Consider the following 15,004-nt stretch of genomic DNA (forward strand, 5'->3'; position numbering starts at 1 on the left):
AAAAAAAACCGAAACAAATGTTTCGGTTTTTTTTTATTTTAGAGCGGGAGACCGGGTTCGAACCGGCGACATTCAGCTTGGAAGGCTGACGCTCTACCAGCTGAGCTACTCCCGCATGGTAAAGATTTTTTGCAAACTTAATTGCTATGTAATTAGAGCGGGAGACCGGGTTCGAACCGGCGACATTCAGCTTGGAAGGCTGACGCTCTACCAGCTGAGCTACTCCCGCATGGTAAAGATTTTTTGCAAGCTTAATTGCTATGTAATTTAGAGCGGGAGACCGGGTTCGAACCGGCGACATTCAGCTTGGAAGGCTGACGCTCTACCAACTGAGCTACTCCCGCAGTAAAGCGGTTGCAAATATAAGATTGTTTGTAAGATTACCAAAGACTTTTTTCGAAAAAAAATATGATTTTTTATAATGCCTCCGTAACTTTCACATAATGAAAAGATAACAATAAGATAAAATTTTAAAGTAAGATTGAATTCTTGGAGGAAGAAGACTACAAATCGATTAAAATTCATAAATACTACTTTTAAAAAAGAGAAAAACTTATTTGAAATTACGGATTTCCGTAAAATAGTTGTATTTTGAGGCATGCGATGTCTCGGGGGACTTCGCTCAATACATTTTATGTATTGATAAAAAAAGCACAGGTTCTCTTTTTACCTGTGCTTTTTGAATTTGAAATGCTTTTCTTTTAAACTTTATTAATAAAAAGTATTGTCGTCTCTCAATACTTTAACAAAATGAAAACCATAAATTTCAAAACCCTCGTTATAATAAAATTTATGTGATTTTCGATTTCCTGTATAGGTGTTTAGTTCAATGGCTTCACAACCTTTTTCTTTGGTATATTGATAGATCCATTCAAAAAAACGTTTTCCAATATTATTACCTCTATAAGACTCATCAATAATAACATGATCTGGTTCTACACTTTTACCTACATAATGACGGTGACTATACCATAACCCAGAAATTCCAATAAGTTTCTGATCATCATATGCACCAACACATTCGTAATTTGAACATGTTACCATATCAAGAATGCGTTTTTCTAATATGTCATGAGGAGTGGTAGTATTAATAATCTTTAATAAAGGAAGTATAGTGCTAATATCTTCCTTTACGATTGGTTTAAATTGAATATTCATTGCTAAAAAATTGTAAAGCTAATTTACGGAAAGTGGTGTTCTGAACATTGAAATTTGATTTAAATTTAAATAGTGTAAATTCAAGCTCATAATAACGACTTTATATAGCATATAAACTTTTATATATCATGAGAAAAATTCAAATACTATTCACATTACTTTCTTTATTTACCATTGTAACATATGGTCAGAATAAAGAAGTGAAAATTACTAAGGAGAAATTAACTGAGCATATATATGTGTTAAAAGGTAGGGGAGGAAATATTGGACTTTTTGTAGGAGAACAAGAAGTATTTATGATAGATGATCAATTTGCTCCATTGTCAGAAAAAATTTTAAAAGCAATTAGAACTATTTCAGATAAACCTTTAAAATATTTGGTAAATACGCATTGGCATGGAGATCATACAGGAGGAAATACCAATATGCAAAAGGAGGGAGCTATTATTGTATCCCATGAAAACGTTAGAAAACGTATGGGGACTGAGCAAGTAGTATGGGGGAAAAAGAGACCAGCTTCTCCTAAAGAAGCATTACCGGTAATTACTTTTTCAGATGATATGCGATTTTATATGGACAATGAAGAAATATATATAACCCATGTACACAATGCACATACAGATGGGGATGCTTTGGTGTATTTTACAACAAGTAATGTATTGCATGTTGGGGATACTTATTTTCAAGGAAAGTTTCCATATATAGATTTAGGTTCTGGAGGAAGTATAGATGGATATATAAAAGGAATAGAAAAAATGTTGTTGTTATCGGATGATGATACTAAAATAATCCCTGGACATGGAAATGTAACTTCAAAAAAAGAGTTGAAATCGTATTTGAAAATGTTACAAGGATTAAAAGATAATGTTGTAAAAGCTATTAAAGAAGGAAAAACTTTAGAAGAAGTTAAAAGTGATGTTTCTATAACAAAAGCATTTAAAGAGTATAGTGGTTGGATTACAGAAGAACGAATTCGAGAAACGATTTATAAAAGTTTGAAGGAAGCAAAAATGTAAAATGCTGAGGCCGATTAGACTAAATGTTCTCCCTCAGAAGTTAGATAAAACAAAAAAGGTTCAAATCATATGATTTGAACCTTTGTAGCGAAGGCGGGAGTTGTTAATTCCCGTTTATGTTTTCGTGTATATTGATAATCAAATAGTTACATTCTTTGATTTGTTGGTTATTACATTGGTTTGACGCGATTTTGACACGCTCCAATTCTTAATTTCTTTAGCATATATAATAGGTTCAGCGTTTTCAGAACTCAAAGAACACTCTAAAAACAGCAGTTTTTCACTTATTTTACAAAAACTAATACTACTACTATCACTTTATTATCATAAAAGTATCACTTTTTTATCATTTGCGACAAACGTCCACAAATTAAATTCATTCATTATCATACATTTGTGATATAATAGTTTAAAAAGAAAAATGAAAGTGTACCTGGTAGATGACCATCCAATAGTAATTGATGGTTATAAAGCCCTTCTTAAAGCTCATGGTATAAATGTCGTCGGATTCTCAACTACAGGTCAGGATTTAATTGATTGGTTAGAAAATAACTTCTGCGACATTCTGATTCTTGATTTGCAGATGCCTTATTTTTCTGGTTTAGATGTTCTAAAATATTTAAATGAGAAGAATAGCAGAGTAAAAGTTATTATAGTTACAAGCTATGGAGATGCAGCTATAATTCAAAAAGTCATTAACCTTGGAGCGAGAGGGTATATATTAAAAGATGAAGCAAGTGATTGCATTGTAAAAGCAATTAGAGATGTCAATAACGGAAAGACTTACTTTTCTGAATATGTTCGTGACGCAATAATTGATTTGCAACTAGAAACTTCAGAAGAGGTATTAATTACAGATGTACTTTCTAAGAAGGAAACGGAAGTATTAAAATTTTTAATTGAAGGTTTTGATACTGATGCTATTTGTGAAGAGATGGAAATCAAACCTACAACTCTTAGAAGTTACAAAGAGCGCATTCGTAAAAACTTAGGTGTAAATAATAATATTCAAATGGCTTTAGTTGCTGTAAAGCATAAAGCACAGTTATTTTTAAAGAAAAAATCTTAGTAATATAACGAAGCTAATTATCGTATTTTTAAAGTTTTAAATATTTAAACTATTATAAATATGAAAACTTTTACGAAAGTATTAGCAGTTGTTATGATTTTAGGGTTTGTTTCTTGTACAGATAATACAGAAGAAACAGAAATTCAATTAAATGAACAACAAGAATTATTCGGAATCAACAAAAATGACTCAACAACTCCAGGAAGTGACGGGGGTGAAGACCCTGACAACGGAGAAGAATAAATATATAGTTTACTTTTTATTTGCAATAGTTCTTGCTTTATCATTCTATTCTTTTGAATTTTTCAATGATTTTAGTGAGGAGTATACTGCTGCCATAAAATCACATTCTATTAAAAAGAAGAATAGAACTAAAGCCTTAAACAAAGTTAAATCTTTAGCTGAAGGAACACCGGAATATATAGCTTATTTAGAAGCTAAAAAAGAGACCGACAAGGCTTATAATAGCTTCAAAGAAGTGAAAAAGAAAGAAAAAGTATTTGGTTTTAAATCGTTTAAATTTTTTATGGAAAGATTGGGGTTATGGTTTGGAGTATTTCTCTATTCAATTTTTAATCTTTTTAACTCTTTTAGGCAGAAAAAGAAGTTTACGGGTGTTAAGTTAATTCATGGGTTAATAATATCTGTTTGCTTTTTCTATTTCTTTTGGATTTTTCAACAATTCCAAGATGTAAGTAAAGTTTCCTACTATTTTGCAACAATTGTTTCTGCAGTTTTTGTGGTCTTGGCAGTATACTTAATTGCAAAGTATAGGAAGGATAGGATAAATTCATTACAGGATAACTTAATGGAAGTTGCCAAGTTTACCTTTAAAAATACAAAGCCAGAAAAAAGAGAAGAAATGTTAGATATGATTAAGAAAATAGCCACGAACAAATAATCCCTATCCCTTAATACACTTAAATTCCATTCCAATTATTTAGCAAAGAGATTTGCTATGTATAACTATTCCCCAAAAGTAATAATAAATGGATTTTTTAAAGCTAATTGAAATAAAGAAACAAATTGAAAAAATTGAAAAAGACCCTAACTCAACTGAGTTTGAGAAGTTTTGTGAATTATTAATTCTTAAAGAAAAATTAGAAGAAGAAAGAAGAAAAAAAAATACCCAGAAGAATTCTGGGTTTAATAGATTATTTGGATTGAGTTGATTTCTTATTATTTAATTGTAGTACTATTTATTTAAACTTATTTTCTAAAAAATTTAAACCAATTATTATTTTTGATATAATAATTTGAGATTCATTTAATTCGAACATTTCCATTGCTTTAAGTGTTCTTTTGTATTTATCTAATTTTTCATTAAAAAGTTCTTGTTCGTAAATAAAACTTGCGCCAGTGGTAATTTGTTTAAGTTTATTGATACATTTTTCAGCCTCAACAAGATTTACATAAAAAGCTAAATCTGTTTCTTTTTTAGAATCTAATTGATTTCTGAATATAGCAAAGGTTTTTAGATAGTACGCGGCTGATAATCTGTGTGCTAGTGAAAGACTGAATTTGTTTTGGTTGTATCTTTTACGCGCTATTGATGCGTCTAAATTTCCAATTGTTCTAGATACATTATTTCTAGTTTCTTCAATTAAGTCATATTGACTTTTCATTTTTTGACCATGAACTTTTATTTTTTGTTTAACATATCTTTTAAGTTTCAATAATTCAGTTTTATAGAACCCCCAAGAAATAAGCCCAAATAGAAAAAGAATTACAGATACAGTTAAAACATAAAATTTACTTTGTTCTGCAAGTGCAGTTTTGTAAAAATCTTCTTTACTTTTAAAATAAATCAATTCGCTGTTAAGTTGGTGCTGATCTTCGATCATGATATCTAACTTTTTTGAAAGTTGATTTACTTCGGAGCTAAGGGTCTTAGTAACATAGGTTAAACTATCAGCCTTTTGCTTAAGCTCTTTTGTTAATTTAATATTTTGATTTTTTGGGTCTATTTTTTTTTGCTTTTGAGCATAACTTGAGATTGATAAAACTACAAGTAGTAATAATAATGTCTTTTTCAATTTTTTTAGGTTTTATTGTTTTAATTAATTACTTTTTAATTTTAGCTTTCCAGTGTTCAACTAATTCTATCCAATCAATAAATAATTCTGTTCCTTTTCTGTTTTTATAAAATTTATCATTAGTAACATCCATTATGAATAATAAATGGACAATTCCCATATAACGCATTAAAGTAGGAAAGAACTTAAATATATCAGCTTTAATTTCTTCGTTATATTCCTTAACAAGTGTTATTGAATGATTAATATCTTTGAATCCAATATTAAGTAAGATAAATTTTCCATAAAGGTTATTTAAATCCCTTTCTTTCCAGGTAAATAGGTCATCGTAGTGTAGTTTTAGAAATTCTTTAAAGGTTTCAATATTAAACTCTTGATTTGTGTCAAAACCTTTATTCGTTTTAATTTCTTCTTTAATATGTTCTTTATATCCTAAAATTTCTTTCCTCAAATTATCAAATTGATCATCTGCATTTTCTAATAGAGCGCTTAAAACGAATAATTTTCTTTTGTAAGCAGAAGGTACTTCATCCTCTGTTTTGTAATTAAGTTTGTGTGCTATTTCTGCCCAAGCATGCATTAGAACGGTTCTAACTTGAATTTCGAATTTTAATTTAACTAAATCTCTATAATTAGGTGCTTGTGTCCATTCTTTCTTAATGCGAGCAATAAAATGATGACTACGATATCCAAATTCCTTTTCCTTTAGCAAATTGGATTTATCAGAATCCTCTACAATTTCAAATTCTTTTGAGATAATACTTCTAATTCGGTTAATATCATCTGGGTAGTAACAAATAATTCTTATTCCACAAATGTCTTCCATTTCATTAAATGGATCTTCATAGTTTTTTCGATCAATTTTTTCAAGGAAGGAGTTGGTATCTTTTACGCGATAATAAATTTCTAAATATCCAATATTATTATCATCTAAAAACTTTTTTAGTGCGTTTACAACATTATTCCCGAGGTTATCGTATTGTTGTTTTTCCTGGTCGTATTTTAATTTATATACGTGCTCTTCAAGACTGTTTTTACTAACTTTTATGTTTTTTTCGGGGGTATCTTCTTTCTTAGTCATATTTTTTTAAATCTCTCTATTCTTTATAGCTTCATCGAGTTTTTCTTCTATAACCTTAAAGAAGGCATCTTTAAAAGTTTCAAACTCTTTTTGCAGTTTAGTAATCTTACTGTCCATTCCTAGCATACTGAGCTCATTTGAGATTTGCTCTGTAGTTTTTTGATTGGACTCAGGTGTAATTATCATTTCACCTTTATCCATTAGCAACCAATATATATTTAAATCACTAAAGTTTTCTAATATTGTTCCTAGTTTATCTGAAGTTATTGATCCTTTTGAATCTAAATAGCCATTGCTGAAACCACAAATCCTAGTGAATTTAGTTTTTGTAATCCCTTTGTTTTCAATGTATTGGAGTAGTTTTTCTTTATGGGTCATATAAAATAATTAGAAAATATTAGGATAAATTAGAAAAAACCCTAATATTTGTATCACTAAACTATCACTAAGGTATCACAAAACTTTAAATAATCAAATAATGTCTTTCTATGATTACAGAAACTCAAAAAAAGAAGATTTTAGGAATAATAGGCCATAGATATGTTGCGGATATTAAAGAATACTTAAGCGTAAATAATCTATTTAATAAAAGCGGGAAACCTCATTCTTCTTCTATGATTACTAATGTAATGAATGGCCAGTCACACAAAATAATAGAAAAAGCAATTTATGCTGTGGTACAAAATAAAAAGGAAGAGCAAAAACAAAGACAAGAACTTCTTAAAAAGAGGATTGCATAAAGTTGGTTAGTTCCTGGCGAGGAGAATAATACGTAGAATAGTTTTTCATAATTAAAACCACTCTGTGCACTTATCGGGGGACAAGGAATCGGGGTGGTTATTAAACCTACAACATGAAGCTTTACAGAAAATTTAAAATAAAAAAATCGGTAGCTGTAACTACCGATATAAATAATTAATCACTAATAATTAGAAGCAAATGATTAATCAAGGCAAAACTACAAACTTCAAATTAATTCCGCAAGCAGCAGGAATATCTCCCAATGATCATAATACTGAATTCATGGGTGTAAGAGAAAACAAACAAGAACTTTGGATTCAAAACGGGACCACAAGGTACTTTGCAGATTTACTAGTTAAATTAAGTTTGGCTTACTCTTTTTATCAAGAAGAACGATTATAATATGCAGCCAACTATAAAAGACTTAAAAGACAAAATTTTTGATGTAACCAATGGAGGTTTAGATATTATAGTTTCATTATATCCACAAGTTAATGAACGATCTCATTTTAAAATAAGAGAAGGGGAGAAGACGGCCAGTTCATCTTTGAAAAAATTAGATGATGGTATATATATCTTAAAGGATTGGGGACAATCAGAAAAAGCTAAAAATGCAATTCAATTATATGCTGACTTTCACGGATTAGAATTTGTCCAGGCATTACTACAATTAGCAAAGAACTATCAAATTCCAACATCAAACCAATCACAAGTTAATAATGCTAGTTTTAAAAGTATCGATTTAAGTGCATGGGATAAAGACCAAGAGTTTGATGATAATAACTTTTGTTTTGAAACCAAAGATTTTACCGAGTTCGAATTAAGTACTTTAGGTCCATTTGTAGATGATAAAACATGTAATAAATACAATCTATTCTCGCTATCCTGGTATGCAGTAAAAAAGGAAGGTAAAATCAAAATAGTAGAGTCAACAGATACCTACCCAATATTTATCTTTTGCTTCACCAATAATAAGAGTAAATTCTATAAAATCTTACAACCAAAATGCACTGATAAACAGTATAGGTTCTTTTGGAAAGGCAAAAAGTCTATTGATTTTGTTGGTGGATTAAAAGCTTTGGAATCTGAGTTTAGTAAAAGAAAAGCCCAATATGAAATTGAGCTACAAGATGAATCTAAATCAGCTAAGGCAAAATTAGAAAAGATAGATAAGGTCTTTTTATGTTCAGGAGAACGTGATGCATTAAATATGGCAAGCTTAGGGTATTTTGTTCTTTGGTTAAATTCTGAAACAGCAGAACTAACTACGGAACAATTAAAGAGAATTTACAATTGTTCGGATGAGTTATATAATATTCCTGATTTAGACGAAACGGGTAAGCGAGAAGGCTTTTCTAGAGCTTTAAAGTATTTAGATATCAAGACTATTTGGTTACCTAATTATTTAAGGAATAGAAGAGATTGGCGTGGGAATCCACGAAAGGATCTTTGTGATTTTTTTGAGTTGAATAAGAATCAAAAGGTAAAGAGTGTAGCCAAGAAAGTTAAAACCATGATAAAGACTACATATCCTATGAGGTTTTGGGATATGGCTGTAAATGATAAAGGAAGAACCACCTATACTTATAACAATGTACATGCTTTGAACTTTCTTTATCGAAATGGTTTTTGCAGGCTAAATGTAGAGGAAGATAAAGATGGATTTAAGTTTGTTTATGTAAACGAGCATATTGTAAAGGAGATTAAATCTATTGAAGTTAAGGATTTCGTTTTTGATTTTCTTGAAAAAAGAAACATAGAAACGGCTATTCGAAATATGATGTACAATACTACTCGTTTAAGTGATAATCAAATTGCCGCTTTACCTAGAGTTGATTTAGATTTTAAGAGTTTTGATCAAACTTTTCAATTGTTCTATTTTTCAAATCAGTTTTGGAAAATAACCAAAGAAGGGATTACTCCTTATACTAAGAATACGCACAATAAATATGTTTGGAGGCAGCAAATTATAGATCAAAAGGTAGATAAATTATATGCCAAGAAAATTGACAATCGGTCTATAAAACTAGAACACAACTTTTTTGATATAAAGAAAGTAGAGGAGAACTACACTATTGAAGTGAAAGAAGAGAATTGTGAGTTCCTTAATTTTCTCATCAATATTAGTCGAATTCACTGGAGAAAAGAGTTAGAAGAAGGATTTAAAAATGAAGAAGAAAAGCAGGATTATTGGAAGAAAAACTTATTTAATATTTCAGGTGATAAGTTAGATCAAGAGGAGAAGTTAGAGCAACAAGCACACTTGGTGAATAAACTTTTTACAATTGGTTATTTACTACATGGATACAAACAAAGTAGCAAAGCATGGGCGGTATATGCTATTGAGAATGAGGTTGTTGATGATAATGAAAGTCATGGTGGTAGCGGTAAATCTTTATTTCTGAAAGCACTCCAAATAATCCTTGATCAAAAGTACATTGAAGCAAGGAATAACCGTATTTGGGAAGATAAACATTTATTTGAAGGAGTAACGAAACATACGGGTTACGTGCTGTTTGATGATGCTAATAAAGAGTTTAAATTCAATAACCTTTATAGTTCCATCACAGGACCAATGAATGTTAACCCGAAAAACAATCAACCCTATACAATTCCTTTTAATGATGCTCCTAAAATTGCTATCTCGAGTAATTACTCTTTAAGAGAAGCAGACCCATCAACTACGAGACGTATTTTATTTACTGCAGTAAGTGATTACTATCATGCAGAAAGTGAAATTCATCCAATAAAACGAGATCCTAAAGATGATTTTGGACATGAACTATTTAGACATTGGGATGATGATCAGTTTAATAAAGTATTCAATCTTTTTGCTCAATGTGTTCAATTTTACTTAAGTGTTGATGAAAAGATTAATCCACCAATGAACAAAATTCGTTTAAGAAATCTTCAGGCAGAAATGGGAGGAACCTTTATCGATTGGGCGGATGATTATTTGAATAACCATTTAGATATAGAGTTTAATAAGAATGCTGCTTTGGAAGATATAAAATCTAAGAAGCAAGCATTAAGAAATATTACTTCAACCAAGTTTGTAAAGAAAATTAAAGCTTGGTGTGAGTTTAATGGACATTTATTTATGCCAAAGGCTAAAACGGATAGTGCCGGGAGAATTCAGAAGAAAAATGAAACAGGTAAGCGAGAAGATTTCCTTTTCATTGAAAGAAAAGAAGGAGTTGTAGATATCTCTGCGGGTGGTGAACCAGAAGAACTTTTCACTTAAAAACAAAATTATGGGTGCCAATTCAAATGTTAATCAAGTTATTGTTTCATTGACCTTAGTTTCAGCTGAGGCCAATGATCTAAGAAACATTAAAAGAAACATTGAACAGCCTGACGGATCTTTTAAACCAGAATATGAAAGAAGGTTAAATCTTCCATTTTGGTTAAGAAGCTTAGAAACAAACGAGATTGAACCTCAATGTTACTTTCTAGATGAGAGTAAGAAGCCTCATGAAATCAAAGAGTTTCTAGATGCTGGAAACATCTTTATTCATGAGTTACACAAAAGGAATTCATAAAACTGTATCATTTTTTTAAAACCAAAAAGAGGTTTTTTTGATATCGATAACAGTAAAGTTCATTGACAAATTTGCGGTAAGATATAATTGACTTAATTTTATAAAAAAATTATGGCAAGACACAATCCAAATACTCAATATGGAAGGCGTAAGAATAGAGAAGAAGCTTTCAATCGATATCGAAACTTAAAAGGTAAAGAAAAGGAAGAGTATGATAAGATTTATAATACTATTTATATAATTTTCTTTGTATTGGTTGTGATTATTGGTTTCGTTGTAATTTCGATGGGAGGAGAACTAAAATAAAACATTTTATATATAACTTACTGCAAGAGCTTCTTATTGAGGCTCTTTTTTATTGTCAAAGATTAAGTAAACGAATATTTAAAATATGTAGTTATGAAAGAAGTCAAAGAATTTTTTATCTCACTTATTGAGATGTTCCTATTCAAGACAGCAGACCTTATAGATATTCTCTTTGGAATTTTGGCATGGGTAGGAGTAATAATAATATTAATAAATCTGTAGTAAAAGAGAAAAGGAACCGATTAAAGTTCCTTTATCAGCCAGATAGCTAATCCCCTTACTAGCTAAATGACTATGCTAAATTATAAAAACCACAGTTGATTTTGAGAACCGTTAGTCGAAAAACAAGTAAGGAGAAGCCTTTTTTCAATTTGAATAAAAAAATATAAACAATAGTCTTATGATAATAAAAGAAGAAAGAATTGAATTAAAGAATAAAAAGTACAGACAAATATTAAATTCATCTGTACCAATACCTTAATGTGCAACCCCTTAATAGCACATATAGGAAAAAATTTGCTAGCTACTCAAATATACGTAAATAATTGAAATTTAATGTTTTACAAAAAAAAGGCAAGAAAAAAGAATTTCAAGCCTTTCTATTCATAAATAAATCTGTGGGAGATCCTTTTATAGAATAGTGTAAAGGTAAAGATAATTATTGAGAAAAAAAGCTCCTAATGGAGCTCCTAAATTAACAAGGAAGTTAATTTAAATGTATTGATAAATATGTTATAGCGTCCCCCCGGACTTTCTAATACATAGCTTATATATAATACAAATTCAAATATAAAAAAAAAAAAAAAAACACCGAGGTGGGCGCTTTTTAGGGAAAATGATTAAAAAAGAACATTATAATCATTCTCTCAAAAAGGAGAATAAAAGTAAGTAAAATATTCATAGTGAAATCACTGAATTTAAATAGTTAAAAACCTGTAGTTAGAAGAAGTCAACGTTATCTCCAGGGTCATAATAACTATTAGAAGACTTGGTGTTTTCACCGTAACCAAGATAATCTCTAATAAGTCCAACTATAATTCCTAGAACTATGACAGAAATAATAAATAATAGAATAAAACCGGCTTCTGTAATTAACATCATAAATCAAAAATAGTAAAATCAAAACAAAGTAAAACAGTAGGTTTTGGAAGATAAAAAATACATAGTAGGAATCAGTCCTAAAGATAAATTTCACCTAAGAATGCACATAGAGCAGCAAATTGGAGAAATAATTTACAAGCAACTAATATCATTGTTAGAAATAATAGGAGAAGAAAGAAATGATTTAGGAATGCCGCATTTAAGATTAGGTTATTACCTGGACACAAATAATACTGGTTCAAGGAGTTTTTTATTAGATGAAAAAGCTTTTGATATGATTTATGATAATTATTCTCATTCTTTTTTTAAAGAACTAAATGCTTTTGCGAGTAGAGAAAGAAAAAAAGGAAGTGAAGTATTATTTTAATTAAATAATGGTGAGTTAACCTTAGAGCAATTTAATGAAAAACTAAAATAAGTGTAGTTAATCTTATTTGTCCATTTCTTTATTGTCAAAATATTCTGCAATAACAGGGAAGATAACACCAGTAAGGATAAATATTATTAAAAATGTCATAAATCAAAAATAAACAATAAAAAATAAGTGTAGTTATTTTTTTAGGTGGCGTTTAAAATAGTTGGATTTAGATTTTCTCAATCGATTCTTGAGATAAGCGCCCCAACTAAATACAATTAGAATAATAGTAACAGATATAACAATATTTAGCATGTGTAATTTTTATTCAAATATAAGTAAATCAACAAAACAGTAGAATTAAGAGCACGAGAAATGTGCTCTTAATGTTAAGAGTTATACTTTTTTAAACATTTAATATTAATATTAATAGACTTCATTTCTAGAGTTCCAGGGTGAAACCAATAAATGATACACGATGTAGGTGTTTTCATTGCTCCGACGGTGAATTTTTGATTAGATGAATCAGATTTTAAAGTAACAACGTCTCCTGTTTGTATTTTCATAATTTATAAAATTTAATAACCAAAATAAGAAAAAATGAAAATTCAATTTTATGAAAAACCGTAATAAAAGTAAGGATTTACCTTGTTTAACTAAAATTAACAAATAATAAATAAGTGAAGGTTCTCAGATCCTCAAAACTGAAAAAGTTCTTTGACATTGTAGTAAGTATTTCTTATTTTCAATTATTAATTAAATAAAGAGAATTGAAAAGAGAACGAGAAGAATTTATATTTGAAAAATTTAAAAATTCCTATAAACACTTCCCTTTAGGGAAAATTGATAAAGAACATAAAGATATGCCTGACTTTATGTTATATTCAGAAGGAAAGAAAATAGGAATAGAGGTTACTGAAGTTTATCAAGATTCAAATGATAAATACTCTAGGTTAAAGCAGAAGTTTTCTGATAGACAGTGTTTTACAGAATTATTAATACAAGAACTTCAAGAATTAGTGAATTTTAAATTTGAATTATCAATATTGTTTAATGAACACGAATACATAAAAAAATCAGAAAGAAGTAATATTTCAGAGATACTATGTGAATTAGTGAGGGAAGAGTTTATTAAGTTGGAAAACAAAAATGAAATTGTTTGCAAAGATCAAATGATGTTACCTGAACAAATAGTTTCTATTCAGATTTTAAGGTTTGATGAACTTGATGAATCTTTTTATAATAATTCGGAAGGAGGCTCTATTGGCGCATTAAAGGATCCCCATATAGAATCGATCTTATTAAAAAAAGAAAAGGCTTTATTGAAATATATAGATTGCGATGAACAATGGTTGTTAATTTCTCAAGGTAATGGCTTTGCTGGTTATTTTGTAGGAACAGATATTAAGCCTAGTTTCGAAAGTAATTTTGATAAAGTTTTTTTATTTAAACTTGGAGAATCCAAGATAATTGAATTGAAATAAACTAAAGTTATAAATATACTTACTACAAGCACCTTTTCAAGGTGCTTTTTTATTGTCAAATATTTAGAAACAAATAATAAAATAATGTAGGTTCTCCGATACCTTAAAAACGGAAAACGTTCTTTGACATAATTGTGGTAAGAAATATTTTTCGGATAAACATAAATGTTTTGTTGGGTTATCCGGAAAAATATACAGGATAACATTTATATTTGTTTGAATATAACTAGTTGTACACAATTTGAGTAATGAACAAATATGACAAAATTGGAATTGGGTTAATTATTATTGGATTTTTGATTCCAATGTTTGTCTTTATGGGATTTATAATCGGGCTTACGATTTTTATTATTGGAGTAATCTCTCTACTCTTTGGTACTTTTAAATTAAAGCAAAAGCTAATTTGGATTTTAACACCTTTAGTTTTGTTCTATCCTACTTCAGAAGCAGTTTATGAAATATCATTTTACTTCACTGACATTCAAAAAGTTGATTTAATTTTACCTGAAAACTTTAAAGGAACTGCAATAATTATTGACAATTCAGACTTCGGACAAAAGTTTGACAAAAAGAATTGGCGAGAACAAATCGTTTTTAATGAAAATGGAATTGCTTTTTACCCAACTGAATTGGAATTACAAAGCTCTCGATTTAGGGTTTTTATCAAGCAAAAAAACGGAGAATTAGAGAGAATCTCTAAAAGTTCAGAGAAAACAAAACTTCTCGCTTATGGAGAAAGTAGTTTTGAAAAAACAATCGTATCTGAAAACAAATATATTCCATTCGATTTTGTGCGAATTGGAGAGAATTTCTCGGAACAAAGCAATTCGGAAAAAAGACGTGAATTAATTGAACTAATAAAAAAAGGAGAAATAAAAACTGTGTACAACACCGTGTATAATTAATTGTTTTGATCGTTGCTTATTTGGAAAATTCCTGTGGAATTTTCTTGCGTTCATTTTTGTTTACTAAATTAGTTGCTGAAACAGGCAACTAACCATACACAAAACCGTTAGTAAAACATATCATCTTACCACAAAGCACCTTAATTAAGGTGTTTTTTTATGTCAAAAATTTAAAAGTAAATATTAAAATAAGTGTAGGTAAAAAAAACT

Annotated in this window: 18 protein-coding genes and 3 tRNA genes; 13 read left to right on the forward strand and 8 right to left on the reverse strand. The window is 29.3% G+C overall.

Annotated features, from left to right (window positions below; all coding sequences use genetic code 11):
- Positions 1 to 42: 42 nt before the first annotated feature.
- From ABNT22_RS07700 to ABNT22_RS07715, 4 genes are all read right to left on the reverse strand, one after another.
- Positions 43 to 115, reverse strand: a tRNA-Gly gene (locus ABNT22_RS07700).
- Between the two features lie 41 nt (positions 116 to 156).
- A tRNA-Gly gene (locus tag ABNT22_RS07705) sits at positions 157 to 229 on the reverse strand.
- A gap of 42 nt (positions 230 to 271) precedes the next feature.
- Positions 272 to 344: transfer RNA gene (locus ABNT22_RS07710), tRNA-Gly, on the reverse strand.
- Positions 345 to 711: 367 nt separating this feature from the next.
- On the reverse strand, positions 712 to 1,158 hold the full coding sequence (locus tag ABNT22_RS07715) for a GNAT family N-acetyltransferase (RefSeq protein WP_348715376.1): 447 nt from the start codon (positions 1,156 to 1,158) through the stop codon (positions 712 to 714).
- 128 nt (positions 1,159 to 1,286) lie between these two features.
- On the opposite strand from ABNT22_RS07715, the gene ABNT22_RS07720 reads away from it, so the two are divergent.
- From ABNT22_RS07720 to ABNT22_RS07740, 5 genes are all read left to right on the forward strand, one after another.
- On the forward strand, positions 1,287 to 2,174 hold the full coding sequence (locus ABNT22_RS07720; protein WP_348715377.1) for an MBL fold metallo-hydrolase: 888 nt from the start codon (positions 1,287 to 1,289) through the stop codon (positions 2,172 to 2,174).
- 421 nt (positions 2,175 to 2,595) lie between these two features.
- Positions 2,596 to 3,243, forward strand: a complete 648-nt coding sequence (locus ABNT22_RS07725; RefSeq protein WP_348715378.1) for a response regulator transcription factor — start codon at positions 2,596 to 2,598, stop codon at positions 3,241 to 3,243.
- Between the two features lie 60 nt (positions 3,244 to 3,303).
- Complete coding sequence (locus ABNT22_RS07730) at positions 3,304 to 3,486, forward strand: hypothetical protein (protein ID WP_348715379.1); 183 nt, start codon at positions 3,304 to 3,306, stop codon at positions 3,484 to 3,486.
- Positions 3,458 to 4,144: a hypothetical protein gene (locus ABNT22_RS07735; RefSeq protein ID WP_348715380.1), complete on the forward strand. Its 687-nt coding sequence runs from the start codon at positions 3,458 to 3,460 to the stop codon at positions 4,142 to 4,144. The genes ABNT22_RS07730 and ABNT22_RS07735 overlap by 29 nt, the downstream gene beginning before the upstream one ends.
- Positions 4,145 to 4,232: 88 nt before the next feature.
- A complete protein-coding gene (locus tag ABNT22_RS07740) occupies positions 4,233 to 4,415 on the forward strand; it encodes a hypothetical protein (RefSeq protein WP_348715381.1) in 183 nt (60 codons plus the stop codon).
- Positions 4,416 to 4,442: 27 nt separating this feature from the next.
- Here the strand turns inward: ABNT22_RS07740 and ABNT22_RS07745 are convergent, their stop codons facing one another.
- The 3 genes from ABNT22_RS07745 to ABNT22_RS07755 are packed head-to-tail and all read right to left on the reverse strand — an operon-like array spanning position 4,443 to position 6,738.
- Positions 4,443 to 5,279, reverse strand: coding sequence for a hypothetical protein (locus ABNT22_RS07745; protein ID WP_348715382.1), 837 nt, complete (start codon positions 5,277 to 5,279; stop codon positions 4,443 to 4,445).
- A 28-nt stretch (positions 5,280 to 5,307) separates the two neighbouring features.
- Positions 5,308 to 6,360, reverse strand: coding sequence for a hypothetical protein (locus tag ABNT22_RS07750; RefSeq protein ID WP_348715383.1), 1,053 nt, complete (start codon positions 6,358 to 6,360; stop codon positions 5,308 to 5,310).
- Positions 6,361 to 6,366: 6 nt separating this feature from the next.
- Positions 6,367 to 6,738: a hypothetical protein gene (locus ABNT22_RS07755; RefSeq protein WP_348715384.1), complete on the reverse strand. Its 372-nt coding sequence runs from the start codon at positions 6,736 to 6,738 to the stop codon at positions 6,367 to 6,369.
- A 110-nt stretch (positions 6,739 to 6,848) separates the two neighbouring features.
- Here ABNT22_RS07755 and ABNT22_RS07760 point away from each other — a divergent pair, with 110 nt between their 5' ends.
- From ABNT22_RS07760 to ABNT22_RS07785, 6 genes are all read left to right on the forward strand, one after another.
- Positions 6,849 to 7,100, forward strand: coding sequence for a hypothetical protein (locus tag ABNT22_RS07760; protein WP_348715385.1), 252 nt, complete (start codon positions 6,849 to 6,851; stop codon positions 7,098 to 7,100).
- A gap of 199 nt (positions 7,101 to 7,299) precedes the next feature.
- Positions 7,300 to 7,503, forward strand: coding sequence for a hypothetical protein (locus tag ABNT22_RS07765; RefSeq protein ID WP_348715386.1), 204 nt, complete (start codon positions 7,300 to 7,302; stop codon positions 7,501 to 7,503).
- A gap of 1 nt (position 7,504) precedes the next feature.
- On the forward strand, positions 7,505 to 10,345 hold the full coding sequence (locus ABNT22_RS07770) for a primase-helicase family protein (protein ID WP_348715387.1): 2,841 nt from the start codon (positions 7,505 to 7,507) through the stop codon (positions 10,343 to 10,345).
- 10 nt (positions 10,346 to 10,355) lie between these two features.
- On the forward strand, positions 10,356 to 10,643 hold the full coding sequence (locus ABNT22_RS07775) for a hypothetical protein (protein ID WP_348715388.1): 288 nt from the start codon (positions 10,356 to 10,358) through the stop codon (positions 10,641 to 10,643).
- Positions 10,644 to 10,754: 111 nt separating this feature from the next.
- Positions 10,755 to 10,949, forward strand: a complete 195-nt coding sequence (locus tag ABNT22_RS07780) for a hypothetical protein (RefSeq protein ID WP_348715389.1) — start codon at positions 10,755 to 10,757, stop codon at positions 10,947 to 10,949.
- A 1,144-nt stretch (positions 10,950 to 12,093) separates the two neighbouring features.
- Entirely contained in the window at positions 12,094 to 12,417 is a 324-nt protein-coding gene (locus ABNT22_RS07785) for a hypothetical protein (RefSeq protein ID WP_348718951.1), read from the forward strand.
- A gap of 377 nt (positions 12,418 to 12,794) precedes the next feature.
- Here ABNT22_RS07785 and ABNT22_RS07790 read toward each other — a convergent pair whose 3' ends face one another.
- Positions 12,795 to 12,971 carry a hypothetical protein gene (locus tag ABNT22_RS07790; RefSeq protein WP_348718950.1) on the reverse strand — a complete coding sequence of 59 codons (177 nt, stop codon included), beginning with the start codon at positions 12,969 to 12,971 and terminating at the stop codon, positions 12,795 to 12,797.
- 204 nt (positions 12,972 to 13,175) lie between these two features.
- On the opposite strand from ABNT22_RS07790, the gene ABNT22_RS07795 reads away from it, so the two are divergent.
- Positions 13,176 to 13,889 carry a hypothetical protein gene (locus ABNT22_RS07795; RefSeq protein WP_348718948.1) on the forward strand — a complete coding sequence of 238 codons (714 nt, stop codon included), beginning with the start codon at positions 13,176 to 13,178 and terminating at the stop codon, positions 13,887 to 13,889.
- Positions 13,890 to 14,137: 248 nt separating this feature from the next.
- Positions 14,138 to 14,794: a hypothetical protein gene (locus ABNT22_RS07800; RefSeq protein WP_348718947.1), complete on the forward strand. Its 657-nt coding sequence runs from the start codon at positions 14,138 to 14,140 to the stop codon at positions 14,792 to 14,794.
- Positions 14,795 to 15,004: the final 210 nt, after the last annotated feature.

This window comes from Tenacibaculum sp. 190130A14a, from assembly GCF_964048965.1.
In the GTDB taxonomy this organism is placed as follows: domain Bacteria; phylum Bacteroidota; class Bacteroidia; order Flavobacteriales; family Flavobacteriaceae; genus Polaribacter; species Polaribacter polynesiense.

Excerpts from the sequence above, each read along its gene's own strand:
- ABNT22_RS07720 (WP_348715377.1), top strand. The coding sequence starts at position 1,287 with ATGAGAAAAATTCAAATACTATTCACATTACTTTCTTTATTTACCATT.
- ABNT22_RS07730 (WP_348715379.1), top strand. The coding sequence starts at position 3,304 with ATGAAAACTTTTACGAAAGTATTAGCAGTTGTTATGATTTTAGGGTTT.
- ABNT22_RS07760 (WP_348715385.1), top strand. The coding sequence starts at position 6,849 with ATGATTACAGAAACTCAAAAAAAGAAGATTTTAGGAATAATAGGCCAT.
- ABNT22_RS07725 (WP_348715378.1), top strand. The coding sequence starts at position 2,596 with ATGAAAGTGTACCTGGTAGATGACCATCCAATAGTAATTGATGGTTAT.
- ABNT22_RS07765 (WP_348715386.1), top strand. The coding sequence starts at position 7,300 with ATGATTAATCAAGGCAAAACTACAAACTTCAAATTAATTCCGCAAGCA.
- ABNT22_RS07775 (WP_348715388.1), top strand. The coding sequence starts at position 10,356 with ATGGGTGCCAATTCAAATGTTAATCAAGTTATTGTTTCATTGACCTTA.
- ABNT22_RS07780 (WP_348715389.1), top strand. The coding sequence starts at position 10,755 with ATGGCAAGACACAATCCAAATACTCAATATGGAAGGCGTAAGAATAGA.
- ABNT22_RS07790 (WP_348718950.1), bottom strand. The coding sequence starts at position 12,971 with ATGAAAATACAAACAGGAGACGTTGTTACTTTAAAATCTGATTCATCT.
- ABNT22_RS07740 (WP_348715381.1), top strand. The coding sequence starts at position 4,233 with ATGGATTTTTTAAAGCTAATTGAAATAAAGAAACAAATTGAAAAAATT.
- ABNT22_RS07800 (WP_348718947.1), top strand. The coding sequence starts at position 14,138 with ATGAACAAATATGACAAAATTGGAATTGGGTTAATTATTATTGGATTT.
- ABNT22_RS07755 (WP_348715384.1), bottom strand. The coding sequence starts at position 6,738 with ATGACCCATAAAGAAAAACTACTCCAATACATTGAAAACAAAGGGATT.
- ABNT22_RS07770 (WP_348715387.1), top strand. The coding sequence starts at position 7,505 with ATGCAGCCAACTATAAAAGACTTAAAAGACAAAATTTTTGATGTAACC.
- ABNT22_RS07715 (WP_348715376.1), bottom strand. The coding sequence starts at position 1,158 with ATGAATATTCAATTTAAACCAATCGTAAAGGAAGATATTAGCACTATA.
- ABNT22_RS07750 (WP_348715383.1), bottom strand. The coding sequence starts at position 6,360 with ATGACTAAGAAAGAAGATACCCCCGAAAAAAACATAAAAGTTAGTAAA.